The organism is Mycobacterium sp. DL440, from assembly GCF_011745145.1.
Classification (GTDB): Bacteria; Actinomycetota; Actinomycetes; order Mycobacteriales; family Mycobacteriaceae; genus Mycobacterium.
Window position 1 is genome coordinate 2557054 of the sequence record NZ_CP050191.1, and the last position, 18764, is coordinate 2575817.

The window sequence follows — 18764 nt, forward strand, 5'->3', positions numbered from 1 at the left end:
CTCAGCCCTGCATCGGATTCCAGGGCCGGGTGGCCATCAGGTCGGCCGTCCACGTACCGGACTTGACCAGGGCCGCGACTTCTTCACGGATGTTGTCGCCGATCTTCACGCTGAGTTCGCGTGGCAGGTCGAGTTGTGCCGTCGCGGCGACACCGAGCCGCTGAGTCAGGGACGCATCTCCGATCGGTGCGAATCGCAAACGCCCATCATCGATTTCGCGACGGCATGCCGACAGAGGCAAGACCCCGTAGGAGATACCCGCCTCGATCACGTTCTTCATCACGGCAACGGAATCGGTTGTCGTCTGGTGACGGAACGTGACCTTCGTGCGCAGCGCCGCATTCTGCAGCGCCGTACCGACGCCCGACGCCGACCGTGGCACCACGAGGGGCAACCCGACGACATCGCCGAACCCGACGGCGCGGGTGGCGTCGAGGTTCGATTCGGGTCCGCCGATCAAGAACAGCTGTTCGGACAACAACTCTCGATAGAAGACTCGCTCATCGGGCACCGGGTTGATGAGCGCTATGTCGACGGCACCTTTGAGCATGGCCTCGACGAGATGGTCGGTGCTCCCGGCGGTCACCGAGAACGTCGCCTCGGGGAACACGGTCGTCAGATTGCCGAGAAGTGGTGCGGCCAGCAGGTCGACGGTCGACTCTGGTAGGCCGAGACGCAGGGTCCGGTCGAGCCGGGCCAACGGCGTCCCGGCGTACTGGACGGCCAGTTCCAGCTGCCGCAGCGGCCCGGCCGTCGAGGCCCGCAGCCGTTCACCGGCCTCGGTCAGCTCGACACCGCGCCGGGTGCGGGTGAACAACGTAACGCCGAGGTCCTCTTCGAGCAGCTGCAGTTGACGGCTCAACGCCGGTTGGGCGATACCCAGCACGCCGGCCGCGCGCGTGATGGAGCGTTCCTCTGCGATGCGCAGGAAGTACTTGAGCCGGTGGGTGTCCATACACTTCGAGATATACCAGCCATCGAATATCGGCATGACTGGATTCCGAAATCGGTATTACCTCACCATTCGGCCGCGGCCCTAGCGTTTCCCTCGAAGCCATGGTGAGAGGAGCCAACCCCATGACGGTCCATAACGATGCCGACGCCATCGCGGCACTGAATCTCGACAGCCTGCCCCGGCACATCATCGACAAACGAGTCACCGAGTTGATGGATCTTTCGGGCAAGAAAGCGTTTGTCACCGGTGCCGGTGGCGATGGACTCGGCCAGGCCATCGCCAACCGCTTGGCCGGGCTCGGGGCCGACGTCGCATTGATCGGACGCACTTTCGAGAAAGTCGAACGCCGCGCGCACGACATCGAGCAGCGGTGGGGCGTCAACGCGCACCCGGTGAAGGCCGACATGTCGGACTGGGATCAGGTGCACGACGCGATTCACATCGCACACGAGCAGCTGGGCGGATTGGACATCATGGTCAACAACCCGGTGATGGTGGTCGGTGGCCCGTTCGAGAAGCACACCAAGGCCGACATCGACCACACCGTGCTGGGCAGTCTGACCATGATGATGTACGGCGCCCATGCCGCGTTGGAATTCCTGCTCCCGCAGGGGTCGGGCAAGATCATCAACATCGGATCGGTGGGCGGTCGCATCCAGCAGCGCGGGCTGGTGGTGTACAACGCGTGCAAATCGGGCGTCGTCGGGTTCACCCGAAACCTCGCACATGAAGTCGCGCCGCGGGGAGTGAATGTGCTCGGTGTAGCGCCGGGGATCATGATCAAACCGGAGATGATGGAGTACCTGCTCGACCCGAAGACCCCGGCACATTTCGCGGGCCGCGGCGCGATCTTGGAGGCCATCACCACCCAGGTGCAACTCGGCCGGGCGTCGCTACCCGAGGAGGCGGCCAACATGGTGGCCTTTCTGGCGTCGGAGGCGGCCGACTACCTGTGCGGGCAGACGATCGACGTCGCCGGCGGGCAGTGGATGAACTGAGATGCCCACCGTCAGCGACATCAAGGCAGATGCTGTCGAGCAGACCGGCCTGACGGACTTCGGCGACGGCACCTTCGAGGAGGGCCTGGCGATCCTGCTGTCCTCGCTGGATACCGAGGCCCGGCTGAACGCGCGGGGCGAGGCGTTTCTCTACCCCCGCCTCACCGGGTATCTGGCTCAGCGACTGCAGGTCGAAGAGTGGTATCGGCGCCACCCCGAGATCGACGAGGTACCCATCATGACGCCAGTCATTGGCCTGGGCCTGCCGCGCACGGGTTCCACGGCGCTGTCGATGCTGCTCGCGCAAGACCCCGACGTGCGTTACCTGCGGCGCTGGGAGTCGTCACAGCCGTGCCCGCCGCCGTCGACGGTGCTGGGCGCAGATCCCCGAATCCCGTCCGGGAAAGGGGAAATGGTCGGGACGCGGCATCACGTCCCGGCGGACACGCACGGCCCCATGGAATGCCATGAGCTGATGGCCCTGGACTTCAAATCGCATCTGTTCCAGTCTTTCGCCCAGGTACCGACGTATTCCACCTGGCTGGTGGAAAAGGCCGATCTGACCACGACTCTGGCTTATCAGCGGCGGGTGATGAAGCTGCTTCAATGGGGTGAACCCGACTGGCCATGGCGGCTGAAATGCCCCTCGCATGTGTTGTGGCTGGATGCCGTCAGCAAGGTCTTCCCGGATGCCAGATTCGTGATGACACATCGCGATCCGACCGACGTCATCCTGTCGGTGGCCGACCTGTACGCCGACATCATCGGCACCTTCACTGACCAGATTGACCGGCCCTACATTGGCCGGCTCAACGTCGAGCACTGGTCCGTCGGTATGGACCGGGCGCTGGAGTTCCGTGTGAGAACAGGCCAGGACCGGTTCTACGACATCGATTTTCGTGCTATGCAGGCCGATCCGATCGGCGAGGTCACCGCCCTGTACTCCTGGCTCGGCCAGCCCGTAACCGACGAATTCGCGCAACGGATGGACAGTTGGTGGACTCAGGCCGCCGCCGAACGCGAGCCCAGCTCCCACGCCGACCCGGCAATGTTCGACATCGACCTGGATCAGGTTCGGCCCCGCTTCGCCCGGTATGCCGAACACACCGCCCGTTGGACCACTCACGAGAACAGGAGCCCGCATGGCAATTGACCTCACCGGCGGAATCGACCCGTCCCGCGAATTCGTATTCGCCCACCGCCCGGACAACCCGGAAATGCGTGACTCGGTGAGCTTTTGGACAGTCGACGACCGTGGCGAGATCGGCTTGCCCCGCATCGGGATCGAGGCGGTCGCCGCGAACTGGGACAACCACGAGATGCAGATCAACCTCGCGTTCCCTGACGGGCGGGTGTACCGCCTGCGCGACGGCGCCCCCTCGCTGCCACCCGAGGGGCCCCACGGGAAGCCCACAGTTCTCGGAGCGGGCGGGCTGGCCTTCCGCTGTGTCGAGCCGTTTCAGACCTGGACGATGACGTACGCGGGCAAGGCCGTCGAGACATCGTCGGCCGATCTGGTCGCCGGCATCTCCGATGGTCCTCTGGTAGACGTGGCGTTCCACATCGAGGCGAAAATGGCTGTCCCTCCGTGGATCCAGGGCTCGTTACAACAGGCCGCGGCGGACCGGATCAGGAACTCGGTGGAGGGCGACCTCATGGGTGGCCCCCGATATGAGCAATTGTTCCGGGCGAGTGGCTCGGTGACCGTCAACGGGGACAGCCGGGACTTCAGCGGCAGCGGTCTGCGGATCCGCAGGCAAGGGGTACGCAAACTGGGTAGTTTCTGGGGTCACGCCTGGCAATCGGCGGTGTTCCCCAGCGGCAAGGCATTCGGCTACATCGCCTACCCTCCGCGCGACGACGGCCAGTCCACCTTCAACGAGGGCTATGTCTTCACCGGCGACGGCGACCTGATCCCGGCCCGTGCGGTGCAGGCACCTTGGCTGACGAAACTGCAGGCGCTCGGGGAAGACGTGTCGGTAGTGCTGGAAACCGCCGACGGCCAGGTGCATATCGAGGGGGAGACGGTGTTCTCCACTCACGACATCCACCACAACGACAACACATACTCGGTTCGCGAGATGAAGAAGGAGAACCCGAACTTCCCGGCCCTGCAACAGGCCGGCGTGCGCTACCGGTGGGACGGTGAGGAAACCTACGGCATGCTCGAACGCTCGAACCCGGTCGACAAGATTGACCTCGGCGATGCTCGGGCTTGAGGGCAAGACGTTCATCGTCGCCGGCGGAGCGACGGGTATCGGCGCCGGCACCGCCAAGCGGTTGGCCGCCGAGGGTGCGTCGGTCGTCGTGGGCGACGTCAACATAGCAGGGGCCAAGGCCACCGTCGAGACGATCGCCACGTCGGGCGGCAGCGCCATCGCCGTCGAATTCGACCTCACCGACGACGAATCCGTTCGGTACCTCGTCGACGCGACGATCTCGGAGTTCGGTGCGGTCCATGGATTGGACAACGTCGGTGCCGATCTGTCGGAGGACAACCTCGGACGTGACACCACGATTCTCGACACCCCGTTCGAGGTATGGCACCGCACCCTCGACGTCAATCTGCTGGGCTTCGTGCGCACCATCCGTGCCGTGCTACCACACCTGCTCGAACACGGGGGCGGCAGCATCGTCAACACCTCGTCGGGCGGATCGCTGGGCACCGACCCGATGCACGTCGCCTACAACGCCTCCAAGGCTGCCGTCAACCAGCTCACCCGCCACGTGGCGAACAACTATGGGGCACAAGGTATTCGCAGCAACGCCGTGATGCCGGGCCTGGTGATGGGGGAGACCCAGGAACGTCAGGACGATCAACAGATCCAGCAGATGTTCCTGAGGGCGGCCAAGGTCACGCGCCTCGGCAGGCCTGCCGACCTGGCCGCCGTCACCGCGTTCCTGTTGTCCGACGACGCCGAATGGATCAACGGCCAGACCTGGTACATCGGCGGCGCATCGCACATGCGTCAGTGATGGAGGTACGAATACCCCGCGAAAACCTCAGTCCTCCTTGCGGATCAACCGTCCGAGCGCCTCACGATCGGGTGCCAGCAGCTCGTCGATGCGAGCCTGGTTCACATCGGCCACGATGATCTCACCGACCTCCTGGTACACATCGCTGAAGATGCCGTGCGCCTTCATCTTCTCGGTCTGATAGACGTTGTCCTCCGTCGGCGTCACGTAGTAGACGATCTCCGGCTTGAACCGGTGGATCAGCCACACATGGATCAGATCCATCAGGCGCTTCTTACGCAGCTTCTCGGCGAAGGTGTTCTGATCGCGCACAGTTAGGATGTTGCGGCCATGCCGATCCTTGATGGGGTCGACGACGACGTTGGCCAGTGGCTCGTCACCGTCGCCGTAGATACCGAGGTCGAGGACGTCCGAACCGGCACGGCGCGGGCGCAGCTGCACCTGCAGGTTCTCGCCGATCTTGTAGTGGTCGCCCCATATCGCCAGCCACTCCTCGAGGAGCTTCTTCGGCACCTCGGTCTGCACCAGGTGCTGGTGCTGCGTGGAGCCCGCGCCCATGGACTTGGTGGTCGCGGTACGGCCCGAGGAGGCGGCCAGCGCGGCGTCGCTGCGCGGACCGCCGACCAGTGTCTGCGGTGTGCGGTAAGGAGATTCGACCAGTCGCATCTTGCGTTGCAGCCGGGCCAGCGCCAGCATGCCCTCCTGCTGCAGCGACGTGGCGAACTCCTCGCACGCGACGCCGTCGACCTGGTGGCCGCCGTAGGTGATGAAGTTGAAGACGAACCCCATCTTGCCGAGTTCCGCAGGGAAGGCCCGCATCTCGTCATCGGTCATGCCGGTGGTGTCCCAGTTGAACGACGGTGACAGGTTGTAGGCCAGCATCTGGTCGGGGAACTCGGCGTGGACCGCGTCGGCGAACTGTTTCGCGTCGGCCAGATCGGCGGTCTTGGTCTCCATCCACAGGATGTCGGCGAACGGTGCGGCCGCCAGCGACTTCGCGATCGCGTACGGAATGCCACCACGGACCTGGTAGTAACCCTCAGGGGTTTTGACCCGCTCGCAGTCCCAGGCCACATCGGCGCCCAGTTCGTGCGCCTTCTCCTGTGCCGTGTACAACGATGCGCGCGCGGCGAAGCCGCGCCAGTCGGCGGCGCTCATCGCGGCCGGCTCACCCTCGCGTTCCCGGAACTCCAGCAGCTCGGCGACCGCCTCGCCGTAGGTGTTCAGGCCGGCGTCGGCCTGCCACGCTTCGACGAACTCCGACTCGACCTTGTCGAACAGGGCGTCCACCGAGTCGCCGGCAGTGTGGCCCTTGGCAGCCTCGGCGATCGCGGCTGCGATGCCCTGGCGTTCTAGCCAGGCCTCCGCGGTTGCGTACTCACCGGCGGGCAGCGCATACAGCAGATGGCCGTTGAGGTCGGTGACCCCGAGATCGTAGAACCGGCGCACCATTGCCAGGAAACACGACTTGTACGTCGGCACCGATAGATTCGTCGCCCCCAGCAGGAACGGTTGATCACGCTCATCTGCGCGGCTGTCGATCAAGTTGGCCGCCTCGGCGTCGGTGCGCGCGACGATGATGCCGGGAACCCGCATGATGTCCAGCTGGAATCGCGCGGTGTTGAGCCGTTTGATCTGCTCATCAGAGGGCACCAACACCTTGCCACCCTGGTGACCGCACTTCTTGGTGCCGGGCCGCTGATCCTCGATGTGATAACCGGGCACCCCGGACTCGACGAAGCGGCGGATCAGGTTGCGCACATGTGGATCGCCACCGTGACCGGTGTCGGCGTCGGCGATGATGAACGGCCGGTAATCGACCGCCGGGGTGGCCGCGCGCTGTTCGGGCGTCATCCGCAGCCGCAGATACTGTTGATTGCGGTCGGCGGTCAGCAGCGCCCGCACCAGCCCGGCTGCCTCGTCGGGCACCTGGCTCAGCGGATAGCTAGCCAGGTCGGGTCCGGGATCCTCACTGATGGATCCCTTGGCCGAAGTGGCCCATCCACCCAGGTAGATCCCTCTGATCCCCATCCGTTTCATCACGACCGCCTGACCCGGCGAGTACGGCCCAAAGGTGGTGATGCTCAGCTTCTGGGCGAACAGATCGCGTAGGTAGGGAAAGAACGCCGTGGCGGCCTCCCGGGCCACCGGATAATCCGACGGGATCGTGCCGCGCTGCTCGGCGACCTGACGCGCCGAATACAGCCGGGTGATGCCCGCGAACCGAGGACTGTCGATGTAGGCCTGGGTCGCCTCGACATCCTCCCGGAACGGTGACGTCTCTGCGTTGGCTTCGATGGTGGCCATAGGTTTGCTCCTTCGCAAGCTCGGCTTCCTCGAGTATCGCGGCCGAGACGATTCGAGGGACCGGTTGCGGAAAAGTCGTCGCCGTGGCCGCTGTGTCGATTCGCCCCTACGATCGGGGTATGTCGAAGCTGACCAAGAAGGTGAAATCGCTGTTCACTAGGCGTCGGCCAGTCACGCGCGAAGATGCCGCAGAGATTGCCGACTGGCTCAACGAGGGCGGTGCGCTGCATCCTGACGGACCGCCGACGGTCGTCGATCCGAAGAAGAACAAGAAGGCCTGACACCGGGCTAGGCTGCACGCCATGTCGATAGACCGGGCCGCACTGGCCGCCGGTGCCATCCGATTCGCTTCGGGCGTCTCGTTTCTCGTCGACCCGAAGCGGGCCGACCGGCTATGGGGTGGACGGCACACACCAGACGCCACCGCGCAGCTGATGTGGCGGTCGATGGGATATCGCGATGCGCTGATCGGTGGCCTGCTGCTGACGGCCGGGCTGCGCGGCAAGGACACCCGCGGCTGGTTCCTGGCCTCCGGCGGGGCCGACGCCGCCGATCTGCTCGGCGGCGTCGCGGTCCACGACCAGCTGCCACGGTCGCAACAGGTCATCGGCCTCGGGGGAGCAGTAGTCGGCATCGCGGTCGGGCTGTGGGGCTCCACCCGGCGCCGGGTGCGTGCGACAGAGAGCGCGGCTGACTGAGTCGGGCCTAGGCGCCCACCTCGACGATGTCGCCGCGGTACCAACGCGTGCCCATCAGATAGCAGCCCATGGCCAGCAGTTGCAGCACCGGTACCAGGATCAGCAGGGCCCGGCCCAGCGCGCGTGGGCCGAGCTCAGGCGTCAATGTGTCACTGATCAGGCCCGTGACGAACGGGCCGACGGACCCGAGGGTGGCGTTGAAGAACAAGAACATCGCCGATGCGGTTGCCCGTTGCCCGGGCAGCGCCAGACGCTGGATGGCCGCGATGGACGGGGCCATGTACGACGGGCCGATGATGTAGCTGAGCGCCAGGAACCACACGCATGCCACGCGGCTCTCGACGGTGAAAGCCAACACCGACGACGGCAGTAACAGTGCCGTGGTCAACACCACGATCCACAGCAACCAGCGCGGATCGCGCACGGCCAGTCGATCGGCCAGCCGGCCCACGATCAGCAGCCCGAGGACACCGGCGATTCCGGTGGCCAGGCCGTACTCCCACCCCACTTCACTGAGCGACATGGACCGGGTACGCATGAGGAAGGCCGGGGAGAAGGTGGTTAGCGAGTAACCCGCGGCCGCGATGCAGGCGGTGCCGGCGACGAGTGACAGAAAACTGCGTTTGCGGAGCAGTGCCCACCACCTGGTCGGCGTGCCATGGTCCTCGGGCGCTACCACCGGCAGCGACTGGCGGGCACCGACCACCACCAGCACCAACGGAGCGAACACCACGCTGAGCGCGCCCATCACCACGAAAGCTGTTCGCCATCCCAGATTTTCGGCCAGCAGGCCGCCGCCGATCAGGCTGGCACCGCTGGCCAGCGGGATCGCGAAGGTGAGAACCGCCAGCGGTGCCGCGCGACGCGACGGGGCGAAGTTGCGGGCCACGTAGGCGTGTGCGGCCGGGGTACTACCCGCCTCGCCCACGGCGACGCCCACTCGAGTGAGCGCGAGCTGAAAACCGGATTGCACGGCACCGCCGAGCATGGTCATCGTGCCCCACAGCGTCAGGCAGGTGGCGGTCACCGCACCGAACGCTCCGCGGTCGGCAACCCGGGCCACCGCGACGCCGAGCACCGCGTACACGATCAGGAAGCCGAACCCGTTGATCACCCCGATTGCGGTGTCCGACAGGGCGAGCTCGTGCTTGATCGGCTCGGCCAGCACTGCGGGGAGGAACCGGTCGACGTAGTTGAGGGTTCCGACCAGGGTCAGCAGTGCGACCGCGGCCCAGGCGCGCCGCGGTCCGTGCACGTGGCCCGTCTCACCCACGTCGTACGCCGCGGGCGAACCGCCAAAGATACCGCGGCAGCCGGCGCAGAGGAACGGCCTTCGGCCACTCCTGGGGGCGGAAGAAGGCGTCGGAGCCTCCGTCGACGAAAATCACACTGCCGCAGAGGAAATCGGCCGAGTCCGACAGCATGAAACACATCCAGTCGGCGAGGTGGCCGGCATCGCCGTATCCGCCGATCGGTACCGGGAACCGCCGCACGGCGGCGCCCTCGCGCGGATCGGCCAGTTGGGCCTGCAGGAGTGGGGTCAGGATCGCGCCCGGGGCCAGCGCGTTCAGTCGGATACCGGCACCGGCCCAGGCGGCGGTGACCGCATTGATCCGCAGCCAGCGGCTGACCGCGATCTTGGAAGCCGCGTACATGATGGCCGACCCGTTCCGCCCCAACAGGCGCAGTGAGCGGACCGCCCTGTCGGTGTCGCGCGCGAACAATGCCCGAATGGTCCGGCGTGGAACGACCGGCACCGTCGTCGTCGAATTGCTGGAGATCACCACGACTTTGGCGCGGTCCGCCTTGGCCAGCGCGGGCCGCCAGGCCTCGAGGAGCTCGACGACGCCGAGGAAGTTGACCTCGGCGATCAACCGGTTGCGGTCAGCACCGGGGCCTGGGCCGAGCCCGGCGGCCAGCACGGCCCCGTCGAGAACTCCGCCGCACGCCGCCAGCACGCCCGCGGCCGCCGCCCGGCGGCCCTGCGTGGTGGACAGGTCGGCAACCACCTGGCCTTCCTTGAGGTCCACACCGATCACGGTGTGCCCGAGGTCCTGGAGCCGCCGGGTGGCCTGCAGTCCCATGCCGGATGCGGACCCGGTGACCGCGTATGTGCCGATGATCGCCTCCTTGCCGCCCGGATCCGGGCTGGTTCGGCGGCCAAAATAGCATCCGGGTGAATTCTGGGTGCCCAACCGGTTACCGACCCCTTCTCCGGGATGCCGATGCGCGCATGGCGACTTAGGCTCGTCGCGGCCGGGTGCCGGTCACGCGAGAGGAATCGAGGTCGCAGGGTGAGGACAGTGCTGGGGCTGTCGGTGACTTCGCACGGCATCGCCTGGGCACTCGTCGGCGGCGATGGTCGCACCACAGATCTCACCCCGCTCGATGATGACGCCTTCGATGTCGACGCCGCCGATGACGTGACCGCCTGGGCCGCTGCCGCTGCCCGCAGCGCCCAGGCCATCGGTGCCGCCAGTGGTCAGAACCTGGCCGCGGTCGGCGTATGCGCGGCCGGCCTCGTTTCCGATCACGGCGATGACCCCGTGGCCCGACTCCTCGACCTGCTCGCCGCCGCGGGATTCGACGATGTGCGGATCGTCCCCGGACGGCCCGACACCACCGCCCGGGCCGCCGCAGAGGCTGTCGCGACCAACGCGGTGGCCAGGACGCCGAGGCCTGCCGCGTCCCGGGCCCCGGCCCCGGCCCCGCGCCGGCGCACCGCGGCACGGGCGGTGGCCGCCGCGGCCGCGGCGATCGCGGCGGGACTGCTCACGGTCGGCTCGCAGTCCGTCGAACCGGTACCGGGCCCGGCCGCCGACGACGCTGACATCTCCGCGGCCGCGGAGCCGCAACTCGTCACCGTCAGCACCCCGCGGGGCATGACACGGGCGGTGACGGAGTCGCCTGCCGAGCCGGACGTCGAACCGGTCTCGATGGTCGAACCAGCTGCGCCCGCGCCGTCGCAGACGCAGACGGTGCCGATCCACCAGCCGGTCGCGGTTACCGTCCCGCACCATCCGGCAGCTGAGCCACACCTACCCGTACCCGCCGCCCAGCCGCACATGGCGGCAGACCCGTCGCCGGGGCCTGGACTACCCGCGGTACTTCCCGCGGCGCTACCGGGTCCTGCCGTTCCTGTGGCCCAGCCGAGTCCGGCGCCCGTGGCCGGCCTGTGGTTCCTCGGCGCGATGCCGTAGTCCAGACCGGCTATTGCATCTGATCGAGCATGGTCGAGAAGGCTGCCTTGAGCCGCAGTGCCTTCTTGATCTCGTCGGCGGTGATGTAGGGGTACTCACCATATTCCAGGAAGCTCGGCACCTGGTGGGCCCGGACGAAGTCGATGAACGCCTGGGGATTCTCCTTCCAGTCCTCCGGGAACCCTTCCAGATTGGTGAACACCGTGGTGATGCCGGTGGCGCCGAACAATTGCACTGCGTCCTCGGTGTACTTGTCGAAGTCGGTGTCGAAGATGCCCTGGTATTGGAAATGCAGGCCCGAGCCAACGTCGAACAGTTGCCAACGCAAATAGTGCAGCCGTAGTGGCGCAAGGACTTCGGGGTTGGCGGCGACGGCGGCCTCGATCTGCTTGCCGTAGGCGCGCACCGCCTCCTCACGGCCTTCCTTCACCTTCGCGATGATGGAAAAGCCATGGCACGCGGGCGTTCTCGGGTAGGTGGGGCCGTATCGACCCTCCTTGAGTTCGAAATAGCCCTCCGGCGGGATGGCCATCGCGGCGGGCTTGGTCCAGTCACGATCGTCGGTAGGCATGCGGAACTCCCAGATGCGCTCAGGTAACGCCGAACGCTAGCACCGTGGTGCCTCCCGAAATGTGGATTGAATTGACGTGCCCTCAAATTTGCCGAGGCATTTGGTGGAAAACCCGGAAAACACCCGTGCGCGGCGTATTGTCGCTATGCCGGGGCCGTTGAGGGGTTGGCCACGGGGCGATGATGACAGTCGTTGCGACCACAGCTGGGGCTACTGGGTCAGGAACTGAGCCGGACGAAGCCCGATCTGCTATGCGTTCTCGGCACCGTTCAGAACGGCAGTGCGAGCGAAGGTGCGAACGCGGTCCTTGGCGACCTTGCCGTTGCCGGTCAGCGGTAGCGCCTCGGTGAACAACACCACCCGTGGCCGCTTGAAACCCGCGATCGTGCCGCGCACGTGGCTGATCAACTCGTCAACGGTCGGCCGGGGCCCCGGTGACGGGACGACCACCGCGCACACTGCCTCGCCCCAGTAGTCGTCGGGAACCGCGACCACGGCGACCTGGTCCACCCCCGGATGTCCGGACAGGGCGTCCTCGACCTCGCGGGAGGACACGTTCTCTCCGCCGGTCACGATGATGTCCTTGAGTCGGTCGACGACGAACAGCCTGCCGTCGGCGTCGGTGCGACCCATGTCGCCGGTGTGCAGCCAACCGCCTTCGATGGGCGTCACCTGTGCGCCGCGTACCAAGATCTCGCCCACCTGCCCGGGCGGCAACAGTCCGCCGTCCGTGTCGGCGATGCCGATCTCGACGTCCCGGTGCGGATAGCCGGCACTGGTGAGCAACTCGGGGTGGCCCGTGGCCCCGGCGCGATGGTCGTCGGGGCCGAGAAATGTGATATTCCCGCCGGTTTCGGTCATCCCGTAACCCTGGTGGAAGTCGACGCGGAGAGTGTCGATCGCGCGACGCAGCAGATCCAGCGGCATCGCGGCGGATCCGTAGGCGATCGCGTCGAGAGTGGGCAGATCGGTCCCGGTGCGCTCGAGATGGCCGAGCAGCGAATGCAACATGGTTGGCGCCAGCGAACACGAGGTCACCTCGTGGGTACGCACCAGGTGCGCGAAGCCCTCGGGACGGAACTGGGCGCACAGGACCACCGTCGCGGCGACCGCATGCTGCACCAGCATGTTGTAACCGGCGATGTGACACATGGGAAACGGCAACAGGTAAACCCCGCTGGGCTGCACCGAGCGGCCCGCCACCGAGCCCCATACCGCCCCGAGGATCGAACGGTGGCTGTGCACAACAGCTTTCGGAACTCCGGTGGATCCGCTGGTGAACAGCAGCCAGGCGGGATCGTCGGGCTCGGCGTCTGCGAAGGGGAGATCGGCCGCGGGTGCTTTCTGCCACTCGTCGGATTCGAATGCGACGGCGGGCGCTCCGGTGTGTGCGAGAGCCGACAGATACCGCTCGTCGCCGAGCAACAGTGCGGGCCCGGCGGTGACCAACTGGGCTGCCTGCTCGGCCGGGCTGAGACGCTGATTGATCAGCGTCAGGACGCGCCCGCTGCGCGGCACCCCGTAATACAGCTGGGCATAGGCGGCGCTGTTGTCGGCGACCACGGCCACCCGATCACCCGGAGCGGTCCGGGCAGCCACCCATCCTGCCACGCCACGGATCTGGCGGTCGAACTCGGCGAAGGTCGCGGTGGCGCCGTCGTCGGTTACCAATGCCCGGCGCTGCGGTGCCTCGGCCGCCGCCGCCGAAACCAGCTCGTGCAGAAGGCTCATGCCGGATCCCCCTGGGGCACCCTTGACCACGCGCGGCGACGGCTGCTAGACATGGCCTGATTGTAATTATTGGGCGATCGCCCAAAGTTGGGGGAGGGTGGCGATGAAATGAGCGTCTATTACGACCCGTACGACATCGGCATCGTCGCCGATCCCTATCCCGTCTACGCCCGGCTCCGGGACGAGGCCCCGATCTACTACAACGAGCGGTACGACTTCTGGGCACTGTCCCGGCACGAAGATGTCGAGAAAGCATTGTCGGACTGGGAAACATTCTCCAACAGCCGAAGTGACATCCTCGAACTGGTCAAGTCGGACTTCGACATGCCGCCGGGCGTGATGATGTTCGAGGACCCGCCCATGCACACCTTGCTGCGCGGGTTGATGTCGCGGGTGTTCACGCCGCGGCGGATGGCCGAGATCGAGGACCAGATCCGGCAGTTCTGCGTGCGCTGCCTGGACCCGCTGGTCGGCTCGGGCGGATTCGACATCATCGCCGAACTTGCCTCGATGATGCCGATGCGCGTGATCGGAATGCTGCTCGGCATACCGGAATCCGAGCAGATCGGGGTGCGCGACGCCAACGACGCCAATCTGCGCACCAAGCCGGGTACGCCGATGAACGTGGTGCAGGCCGACCGCATCGCCGACGGCCGGATCTACGCCGACTACGTCGAGTGGCGGGCCAACAACCCCTCCGACGATCTGATGACGGCTCTGCTCAACGTCGAGTTCACCGATGAGTTCGGTGTCACCCGCAAGCTCGAGCGCAAAGAGGTTCTGCACTACGCGCAGGTGGTGGCCGGTGCGGGAAACGAGACCACCGGCCGGCTCATCGGCTGGCTGGCGAAAGTGCTCGCCGAACATCCCGACCAGCGTCGCGAGGTGGATCAGGACCGCTCGCTGCTGACCCGCGCGGTCGATGAGACGCTGCGCTTCGAACCGACCGGTCCGCATGTGGCGCGTTGGGTGGCAAGGGATTTCGTGTACAACGGCACCATGGTGCCGGCGGGCAGCGCGATGCTGCTGCTGTTCGGGGCGGCCAACCGTGACCCGCGTCGCTACCGCAACCCCGACACCTTCGACATCCATCGAGACAACATCAGCCACCTGACCTTCGGCAAGGGGCTGCACTACTGCCTGGGCGCCAACCTGGCCCGGCTGGAAGGCCGCGTCGCCCTGGACGAACTGCTCAACCGTTTCCCCGAATGGGAGATCGACTACAACAGTGCGCAACTGGCGCCGACCTCGACAGTGCGGGGCTGGGAGACGCTGCGCCTTGTGGTGAACTGAGTACCGTGAGCATCTGGATCGGGCAGGCCCGACGCAGTGTCAGCGGTGAGGTACCCGCGCCGCCGGAACGGGTGCGGGCGTTCTACGTCGACCTGGACCACATCTCGCAGGTACACCCGCTGGTGCAATGGGTGCGCAGCACGTCCCGGGAGGATCTGGCCGACGGGTACCGGCAGGACTATCGGGTGCGCGACCGAATCCCGTTGGGGCCGTTCTCGCTTCCGATCACCTACCGGGCAAGGCTTACTGTCCCCGCCACAGGTGCGGTGAGTGCGCAGGCCCGACAGTTCCCGCAGGTGCGGCTGGACAGTCGGGTGGAATTCGCGCCGATCGACACCGGCACCCGGATCACCGAAGAGCTGACCATCGCCGCGCCCAGGCCACTCTTGGCGATCACCGTGGAGCAGGCGGTCGCCGCCCACGCCACGATGCTCGCCGCGATCGGGAAGCTGTTCGCGTCCTGAAGTTTTCGGGCTACGAGGTGCTGACCGCTTCGGCGTGCTCCGCGGCCACCGACTTCGCCCAGCGGTAATCGGCCTTGCCCGCGGGGGAGCGCACGATCTGGGGTGACCGGACGAACGCCTTCGGGATCTTGTAGCGCGCGATCGCGCGCTCACACACTTTCGCGAGTTCCTCGTCGGTGGCCGAGGCACCCTCGGCGAACTGCACGACCGCGACGACCTCGTTGCCCCAACGCTCTGAGGGGCGGCCGACCACGACCACGTCGTAGACGGCGGGGTGCGCGGCGACGGCACGCTCAACCTCCTCGACGAAGATCTTCTCGCCGCCAGAGTTGATGGTGACCGAATCCCGGCCCAGCAGCTGAATCCGCCCGTCTTCCAGGACATTTGCCCGGTCGCCCGGAACCGCCCAGCGCACCCCGTCGATGGTGGGGAAAGTGCGTGCGGTCTTGGCCTCGTCGCCCAGGTAGCCCAGTGGGATCAGGTCCCGCCGTGCCAGCCAGCCGCCGACCTCGCCCGGGCCGAGCACCCGAGACATATCCTCGGCCACCACAGCGGTGTCGGACTGGGCATTGAAGGTGGCTGCCTCGGACTCGGTGCCTGCGGTGGAGGCGACGCTCATCTGGGTGCCCGACTCCGAGGAACCGACGGCATCGAGCAGCATCAGATGCGGCAGCGCGGCCAGGATGCGCTCACGCACGGTCGGGGAGAGCGGCGCGCCGCCGTTGGTGATCGTGAACAGGCCGGACAGGTCGTAGTCGCCCTTCTCGATCTCGTCGATCAGCGGGCGGGCGATCGCGTCGCCGACCACCGGGATGCTCAGCACCCGTTCGCGTGCGGCGAGCTCCAGCACGTTGTCCGGACGCATCTTCACCACATCGTCAGGGATGACGAGTTTTCCGCCCATGGTGATGGCGTTGTAGGCAGCCCACTGGGCGGCACCGTGCATGAACGGCGGGATCATCAGGAGCGACAATCCGCCGCCCGCGGTGGCGGCCCGCTCGGCGAGTTCCTCGTACGAACCGATGAAGGTGTCACTGCCGAACGGCCGGCCACCCATCGAGGACAGGAAGATGTCGTGCTGGCGCCACAGCACGCCCTTGGGCATGCCGGTGGTGCCGCCGGTGTAGAGGACGTATAGATCGTCGCCCGACGGAGACGGCATTCCCGCCTGTGGCGCAGGGGTTTTCAGGATCGTCTCGTAATCGACGGCACCCGGCAGCAGTTCGTTGCCGGATTCGTCATCGACCTGGATCAGGACCTGCAGGTTGGGCAGCTGGTCGCGGATCGCGGCCACCCGGGGAGCGAACTCGGCGTTGTAGATCACCGCGCGGGCGTTCGAATCGGCCAGCAGGTAGAGGAGTTCCTCCTCCACATAGCGGTAGCTGACGTTGAACGGCGCCACCCGTGCGCGGTAGCTGCCGATCATCGACTCGAGGTACTCGTTGCCGTTGCGCAGGTAGATGCCGAGGTGGTCCTGACCCGATTCGTGCCCGGCCAGCGCGTCGCGCTCGGTGTGCGTGCCGAGGCCCGCCGAGACGAGGTAGTGGGCGAAGCCGTCGACGCGGGCGTCGAACTCGCTGTAGGTCAACCGGCGGTCCCGCCACACCAGGAAGGTCTGATCGCCGATGGCTTTCGCCACCGTCGAGAACACTGTGGACAGGTCGAACTTCACGTCAGCGCTCATGGCACTCCTGGTGTGCACGGATTCGGGCCCCACGACCATACACGGAGCATTCAGCTGTATGGCCGAGGGTCTGTGACCGCGCCTCAGACCGGGAAGAAGCCGTCTCCGGTCAGGATGCCGGCCTGCCAGCCCTGCTCACCCAGGCACAGCATCGGCCGGCCATCAGGCGACTGCGCCGCCTCCTGCGGCCCCGGGCAGGGTGAGCCGATCTCCTGCACACCGTTCAACGGATAGGCGTAGGTCCAGAAGCCGGTATAGACCGGGGGCCACTGATTCGGGATCCACTTGCACTGCATCGCCGTGCCGCCCGGGCCGCGGCCGAACACATTGCGTTCCCAGCTGAAGCACGGTGCGCCGTTGGAAGCCTCGTAGCTCATCCCGGGGACATCGGTCGGATAGCGCCCGGGATTGTCCGGATACATATTGCTGTTGTCGTCGGCAAGAGCACCCGGCGCCGCGGAAATCGCTGTTGCCAGTGCCGCAGCGGCGATCGCCGTCGTGGCGAAGAGTTCGCGAATCATGTCCCACCCAGTTCGTTGACTTTGGGGCAGAATCCTAGCCGGTCGCGGAGGTCGGCAGACGACATTTCGGGCCGTTGTTACTCGCCGGTATCGGTGGTATCGGTGTCGAGCACGCCGACGGCGATGCCGTAGGGCAGGAACCGGACCCGACGGCCGGGATCGGTATTGCCGGCATTGGCCCGCAGGGCCTCGAGCTCACTGGGGTAAACCTGCTCGATATGGGCGCCGCCGGCCTCGTCGACGGAGTAGATGGCCCACACCCCGTCACCTTTCTCGCCGGTGGTCTCCGGCTCCGCTCTGGGCCGGGAGAACCGGGCGAACTCATCGAGCAATCCGGCCCAACCGGTCGCCTGGCCGGGATTACCGATGAACTTGCCCAACCCGTCGAGGGCATCGCGCAACCCTTCGCCGGCCTCACGGGCGACGCGGTCGAAGTCCTCAGGGTCGAATCCGAACGGTCCACTGCCACTCATGGCGCTCTCCTCGGTGGTTGTGGGCAATCTCAAGGTGTCAAAACACCAGTGTGCGCGCACGCGGCGGCGGGTGGGATGGTAAACGAAGCATATGGCCTTAACACGGGACGACCTGCTAGCCACCGTCGAATTGTCACCGCAGGCAGCGGGCGCGCACGACCGTCAAGGATGGGTGGGACTGTTCGCTGCGGGCGGAGAGGTCGAGGACCCGGTGGGCTCCCGGCCGCACCGCGGGCCCGCCGAGATATCGCGGTTCTACGACACCTTCATCGCCCCGCGCGACATCACCTTCCACCGCGACGTCGACGTCGTTGCCGGCTCCACGGTGATCCGTGATCTCGAGCTTGAGGTCGCCATGAGCCCATCGGTCACCATGCGGATTCCGGCCTATCTGCGCTATACCGTCACCGCCGACCCGGCCGGCCCGCGGGTTGACCAGCTCCAGGCGTACTGGGAGCTGCCCGCGATGATCGGACAGTTCGCCCGCGCCGGACTCGGTGCTGTGCCGGTCGGGCTACGCCTGACCGGGGCGTTGCTGCGCAACCAGGGACCCGCGGGCGCGGTGGGCTTCGCCAAGGGAATGGCCGGTGCCGGGCGGGCAGGCCGGCGGCTGGTCTCCGGGCTGCTCGACGACCTGTGCGCCGGAGACACGGTGGCGGTGCAACGGCGATTGAACGCCGAAACCGACATCTACTCCGGTGACGACATCCCGCTGAGCACCTCCGGGCTGGTGGAACGCACCTCGGGTGCCTCCTGGCGCAAACTGATCGGGTCCGGACACAGCCTCGTGGCCGGGCTGGACCGCGACGGGCGCCGGGCCGTACTGATCGCCGATCTCAGCAGCGGGCCGGTCGCCGTAGTCCGGTTGCGGTACTTCGCTGACGCGGCGTGAA

The 18764-nt window shown here is 66.6% G+C and carries 19 protein-coding genes; 10 read left to right on the forward strand and 9 right to left on the reverse strand.

Annotated elements, in window-relative coordinates:
- Position 1: 1 nt before the first annotated feature.
- Entirely contained in the window at positions 2-955 is a 954-nt protein-coding gene (locus tag HBE63_RS12385) for a LysR family transcriptional regulator (RefSeq protein WP_166905007.1), read from the reverse strand.
- A gap of 122 nt (positions 956-1077) precedes the next feature.
- Between HBE63_RS12385 and HBE63_RS12390 the strand changes: the two genes are divergently transcribed.
- The 4 genes from HBE63_RS12390 to HBE63_RS12405 all read left to right on the forward strand — a co-directional run bounded on the left by HBE63_RS12390 (position 1078) and on the right by HBE63_RS12405 (position 4929).
- A complete protein-coding gene (locus HBE63_RS12390; RefSeq protein WP_166905008.1) occupies positions 1078-1953 on the forward strand; it encodes an SDR family NAD(P)-dependent oxidoreductase in 876 nt (291 codons plus the stop codon).
- A gap of 1 nt (position 1954) precedes the next feature.
- Positions 1955-3106 carry a sulfotransferase gene (locus HBE63_RS12395; protein WP_166905009.1) on the forward strand — a complete coding sequence of 384 codons (1152 nt, stop codon included), beginning with the start codon at positions 1955-1957 and terminating at the stop codon, positions 3104-3106.
- A 64-nt stretch (positions 3107-3170) separates the two neighbouring features.
- The gene (locus tag HBE63_RS12400) at positions 3171-4172 is read left to right on the forward strand and encodes a hypothetical protein (protein ID WP_208301444.1); all 1002 of its coding nucleotides are present in this window, start codon (positions 3171-3173) and stop codon (positions 4170-4172) included.
- On the forward strand, positions 4159-4929 hold the full coding sequence (locus HBE63_RS12405; protein ID WP_166905011.1) for an SDR family NAD(P)-dependent oxidoreductase: 771 nt from the start codon (positions 4159-4161) through the stop codon (positions 4927-4929). The genes HBE63_RS12400 and HBE63_RS12405 overlap by 14 nt, the downstream gene beginning before the upstream one ends.
- Positions 4930-4956: 27 nt before the next feature.
- Here the strand turns inward: HBE63_RS12405 and aceA are convergent, their stop codons facing one another.
- Positions 4957-7236, reverse strand: a complete 2280-nt coding sequence (aceA, locus tag HBE63_RS12410; RefSeq protein ID WP_166905012.1) for an isocitrate lyase ICL2 — start codon at positions 7234-7236, stop codon at positions 4957-4959.
- Positions 7237-7355: 119 nt separating this feature from the next.
- Here aceA and HBE63_RS12415 point away from each other — a divergent pair, with 119 nt between their 5' ends.
- Both HBE63_RS12415 and HBE63_RS12420 read left to right on the forward strand, forming a co-directional pair.
- Positions 7356-7517: a hypothetical protein gene (locus HBE63_RS12415; protein WP_166905013.1), complete on the forward strand. Its 162-nt coding sequence runs from the start codon at positions 7356-7358 to the stop codon at positions 7515-7517.
- Positions 7518-7538: 21 nt separating this feature from the next.
- On the forward strand, positions 7539-7934 hold the full coding sequence (locus HBE63_RS12420) for a DUF4267 domain-containing protein (protein ID WP_166905014.1): 396 nt from the start codon (positions 7539-7541) through the stop codon (positions 7932-7934).
- Positions 7935-7941: 7 nt separating this feature from the next.
- On the opposite strand, the gene HBE63_RS12425 is transcribed toward HBE63_RS12420, so the two are convergent.
- Both HBE63_RS12425 and HBE63_RS12430 read right to left on the reverse strand, forming a co-directional pair.
- The gene (locus tag HBE63_RS12425; RefSeq protein WP_166905015.1) at positions 7942-9207 is read right to left on the reverse strand and encodes an MFS transporter; all 1266 of its coding nucleotides are present in this window, start codon (positions 9205-9207) and stop codon (positions 7942-7944) included.
- Positions 9200-10054 carry an SDR family oxidoreductase gene (locus tag HBE63_RS12430; protein WP_208301446.1) on the reverse strand — a complete coding sequence of 285 codons (855 nt, stop codon included), beginning with the start codon at positions 10052-10054 and terminating at the stop codon, positions 9200-9202. The genes HBE63_RS12425 and HBE63_RS12430 overlap by 8 nt, the downstream gene beginning before the upstream one ends.
- A 174-nt stretch (positions 10055-10228) precedes the next feature.
- Here HBE63_RS12430 and HBE63_RS12435 point away from each other — a divergent pair, with 174 nt between their 5' ends.
- Complete coding sequence (locus HBE63_RS12435) at positions 10229-11134, forward strand: hypothetical protein (RefSeq protein WP_166905016.1); 906 nt, start codon at positions 10229-10231, stop codon at positions 11132-11134.
- Between the two features lie 10 nt (positions 11135-11144).
- Here the strand turns inward: HBE63_RS12435 and HBE63_RS12440 are convergent, their stop codons facing one another.
- Positions 11145-11705, reverse strand: a complete 561-nt coding sequence (locus HBE63_RS12440) for a hypothetical protein (protein ID WP_166905017.1) — start codon at positions 11703-11705, stop codon at positions 11145-11147.
- A gap of 249 nt (positions 11706-11954) precedes the next feature.
- The gene (locus HBE63_RS12445; protein WP_166905018.1) at positions 11955-13436 is read right to left on the reverse strand and encodes an AMP-binding protein; all 1482 of its coding nucleotides are present in this window, start codon (positions 13434-13436) and stop codon (positions 11955-11957) included.
- Positions 13437-13544: 108 nt separating this feature from the next.
- On the opposite strand from HBE63_RS12445, the gene HBE63_RS12450 reads away from it, so the two are divergent.
- Together HBE63_RS12450 and HBE63_RS12455 are read left to right on the forward strand one after the other, a co-directional pair.
- Positions 13545-14729, forward strand: a complete 1185-nt coding sequence (locus HBE63_RS12450) for a cytochrome P450 (RefSeq protein WP_166905019.1) — start codon at positions 13545-13547, stop codon at positions 14727-14729.
- Between the two features lie 5 nt (positions 14730-14734).
- Positions 14735-15193 (forward strand): SRPBCC family protein, encoded by a 459-nt coding sequence (locus HBE63_RS12455; RefSeq protein WP_166905020.1) that lies wholly within the window; start codon positions 14735-14737, stop codon positions 15191-15193.
- Between the two features lie 10 nt (positions 15194-15203).
- On the opposite strand, the gene HBE63_RS12460 is transcribed toward HBE63_RS12455, so the two are convergent.
- From HBE63_RS12460 to HBE63_RS12470, 3 genes are all read right to left on the reverse strand, one after another.
- Positions 15204-16877, reverse strand: a complete 1674-nt coding sequence (locus HBE63_RS12460; RefSeq protein ID WP_166905021.1) for an acyl-CoA synthetase — start codon at positions 16875-16877, stop codon at positions 15204-15206.
- 83 nt (positions 16878-16960) lie between these two features.
- On the reverse strand, positions 16961-17398 hold the full coding sequence (locus tag HBE63_RS12465; protein ID WP_166905022.1) for a hypothetical protein: 438 nt from the start codon (positions 17396-17398) through the stop codon (positions 16961-16963).
- A gap of 77 nt (positions 17399-17475) precedes the next feature.
- Positions 17476-17871 carry a hypothetical protein gene (locus HBE63_RS12470; RefSeq protein WP_166905023.1) on the reverse strand — a complete coding sequence of 132 codons (396 nt, stop codon included), beginning with the start codon at positions 17869-17871 and terminating at the stop codon, positions 17476-17478.
- Between the two features lie 91 nt (positions 17872-17962).
- On the opposite strand from HBE63_RS12470, the gene HBE63_RS12475 reads away from it, so the two are divergent.
- Complete coding sequence (locus HBE63_RS12475) at positions 17963-18763, forward strand: nuclear transport factor 2 family protein (protein ID WP_166905024.1); 801 nt, start codon at positions 17963-17965, stop codon at positions 18761-18763.
- Position 18764: the final 1 nt, after the last annotated feature.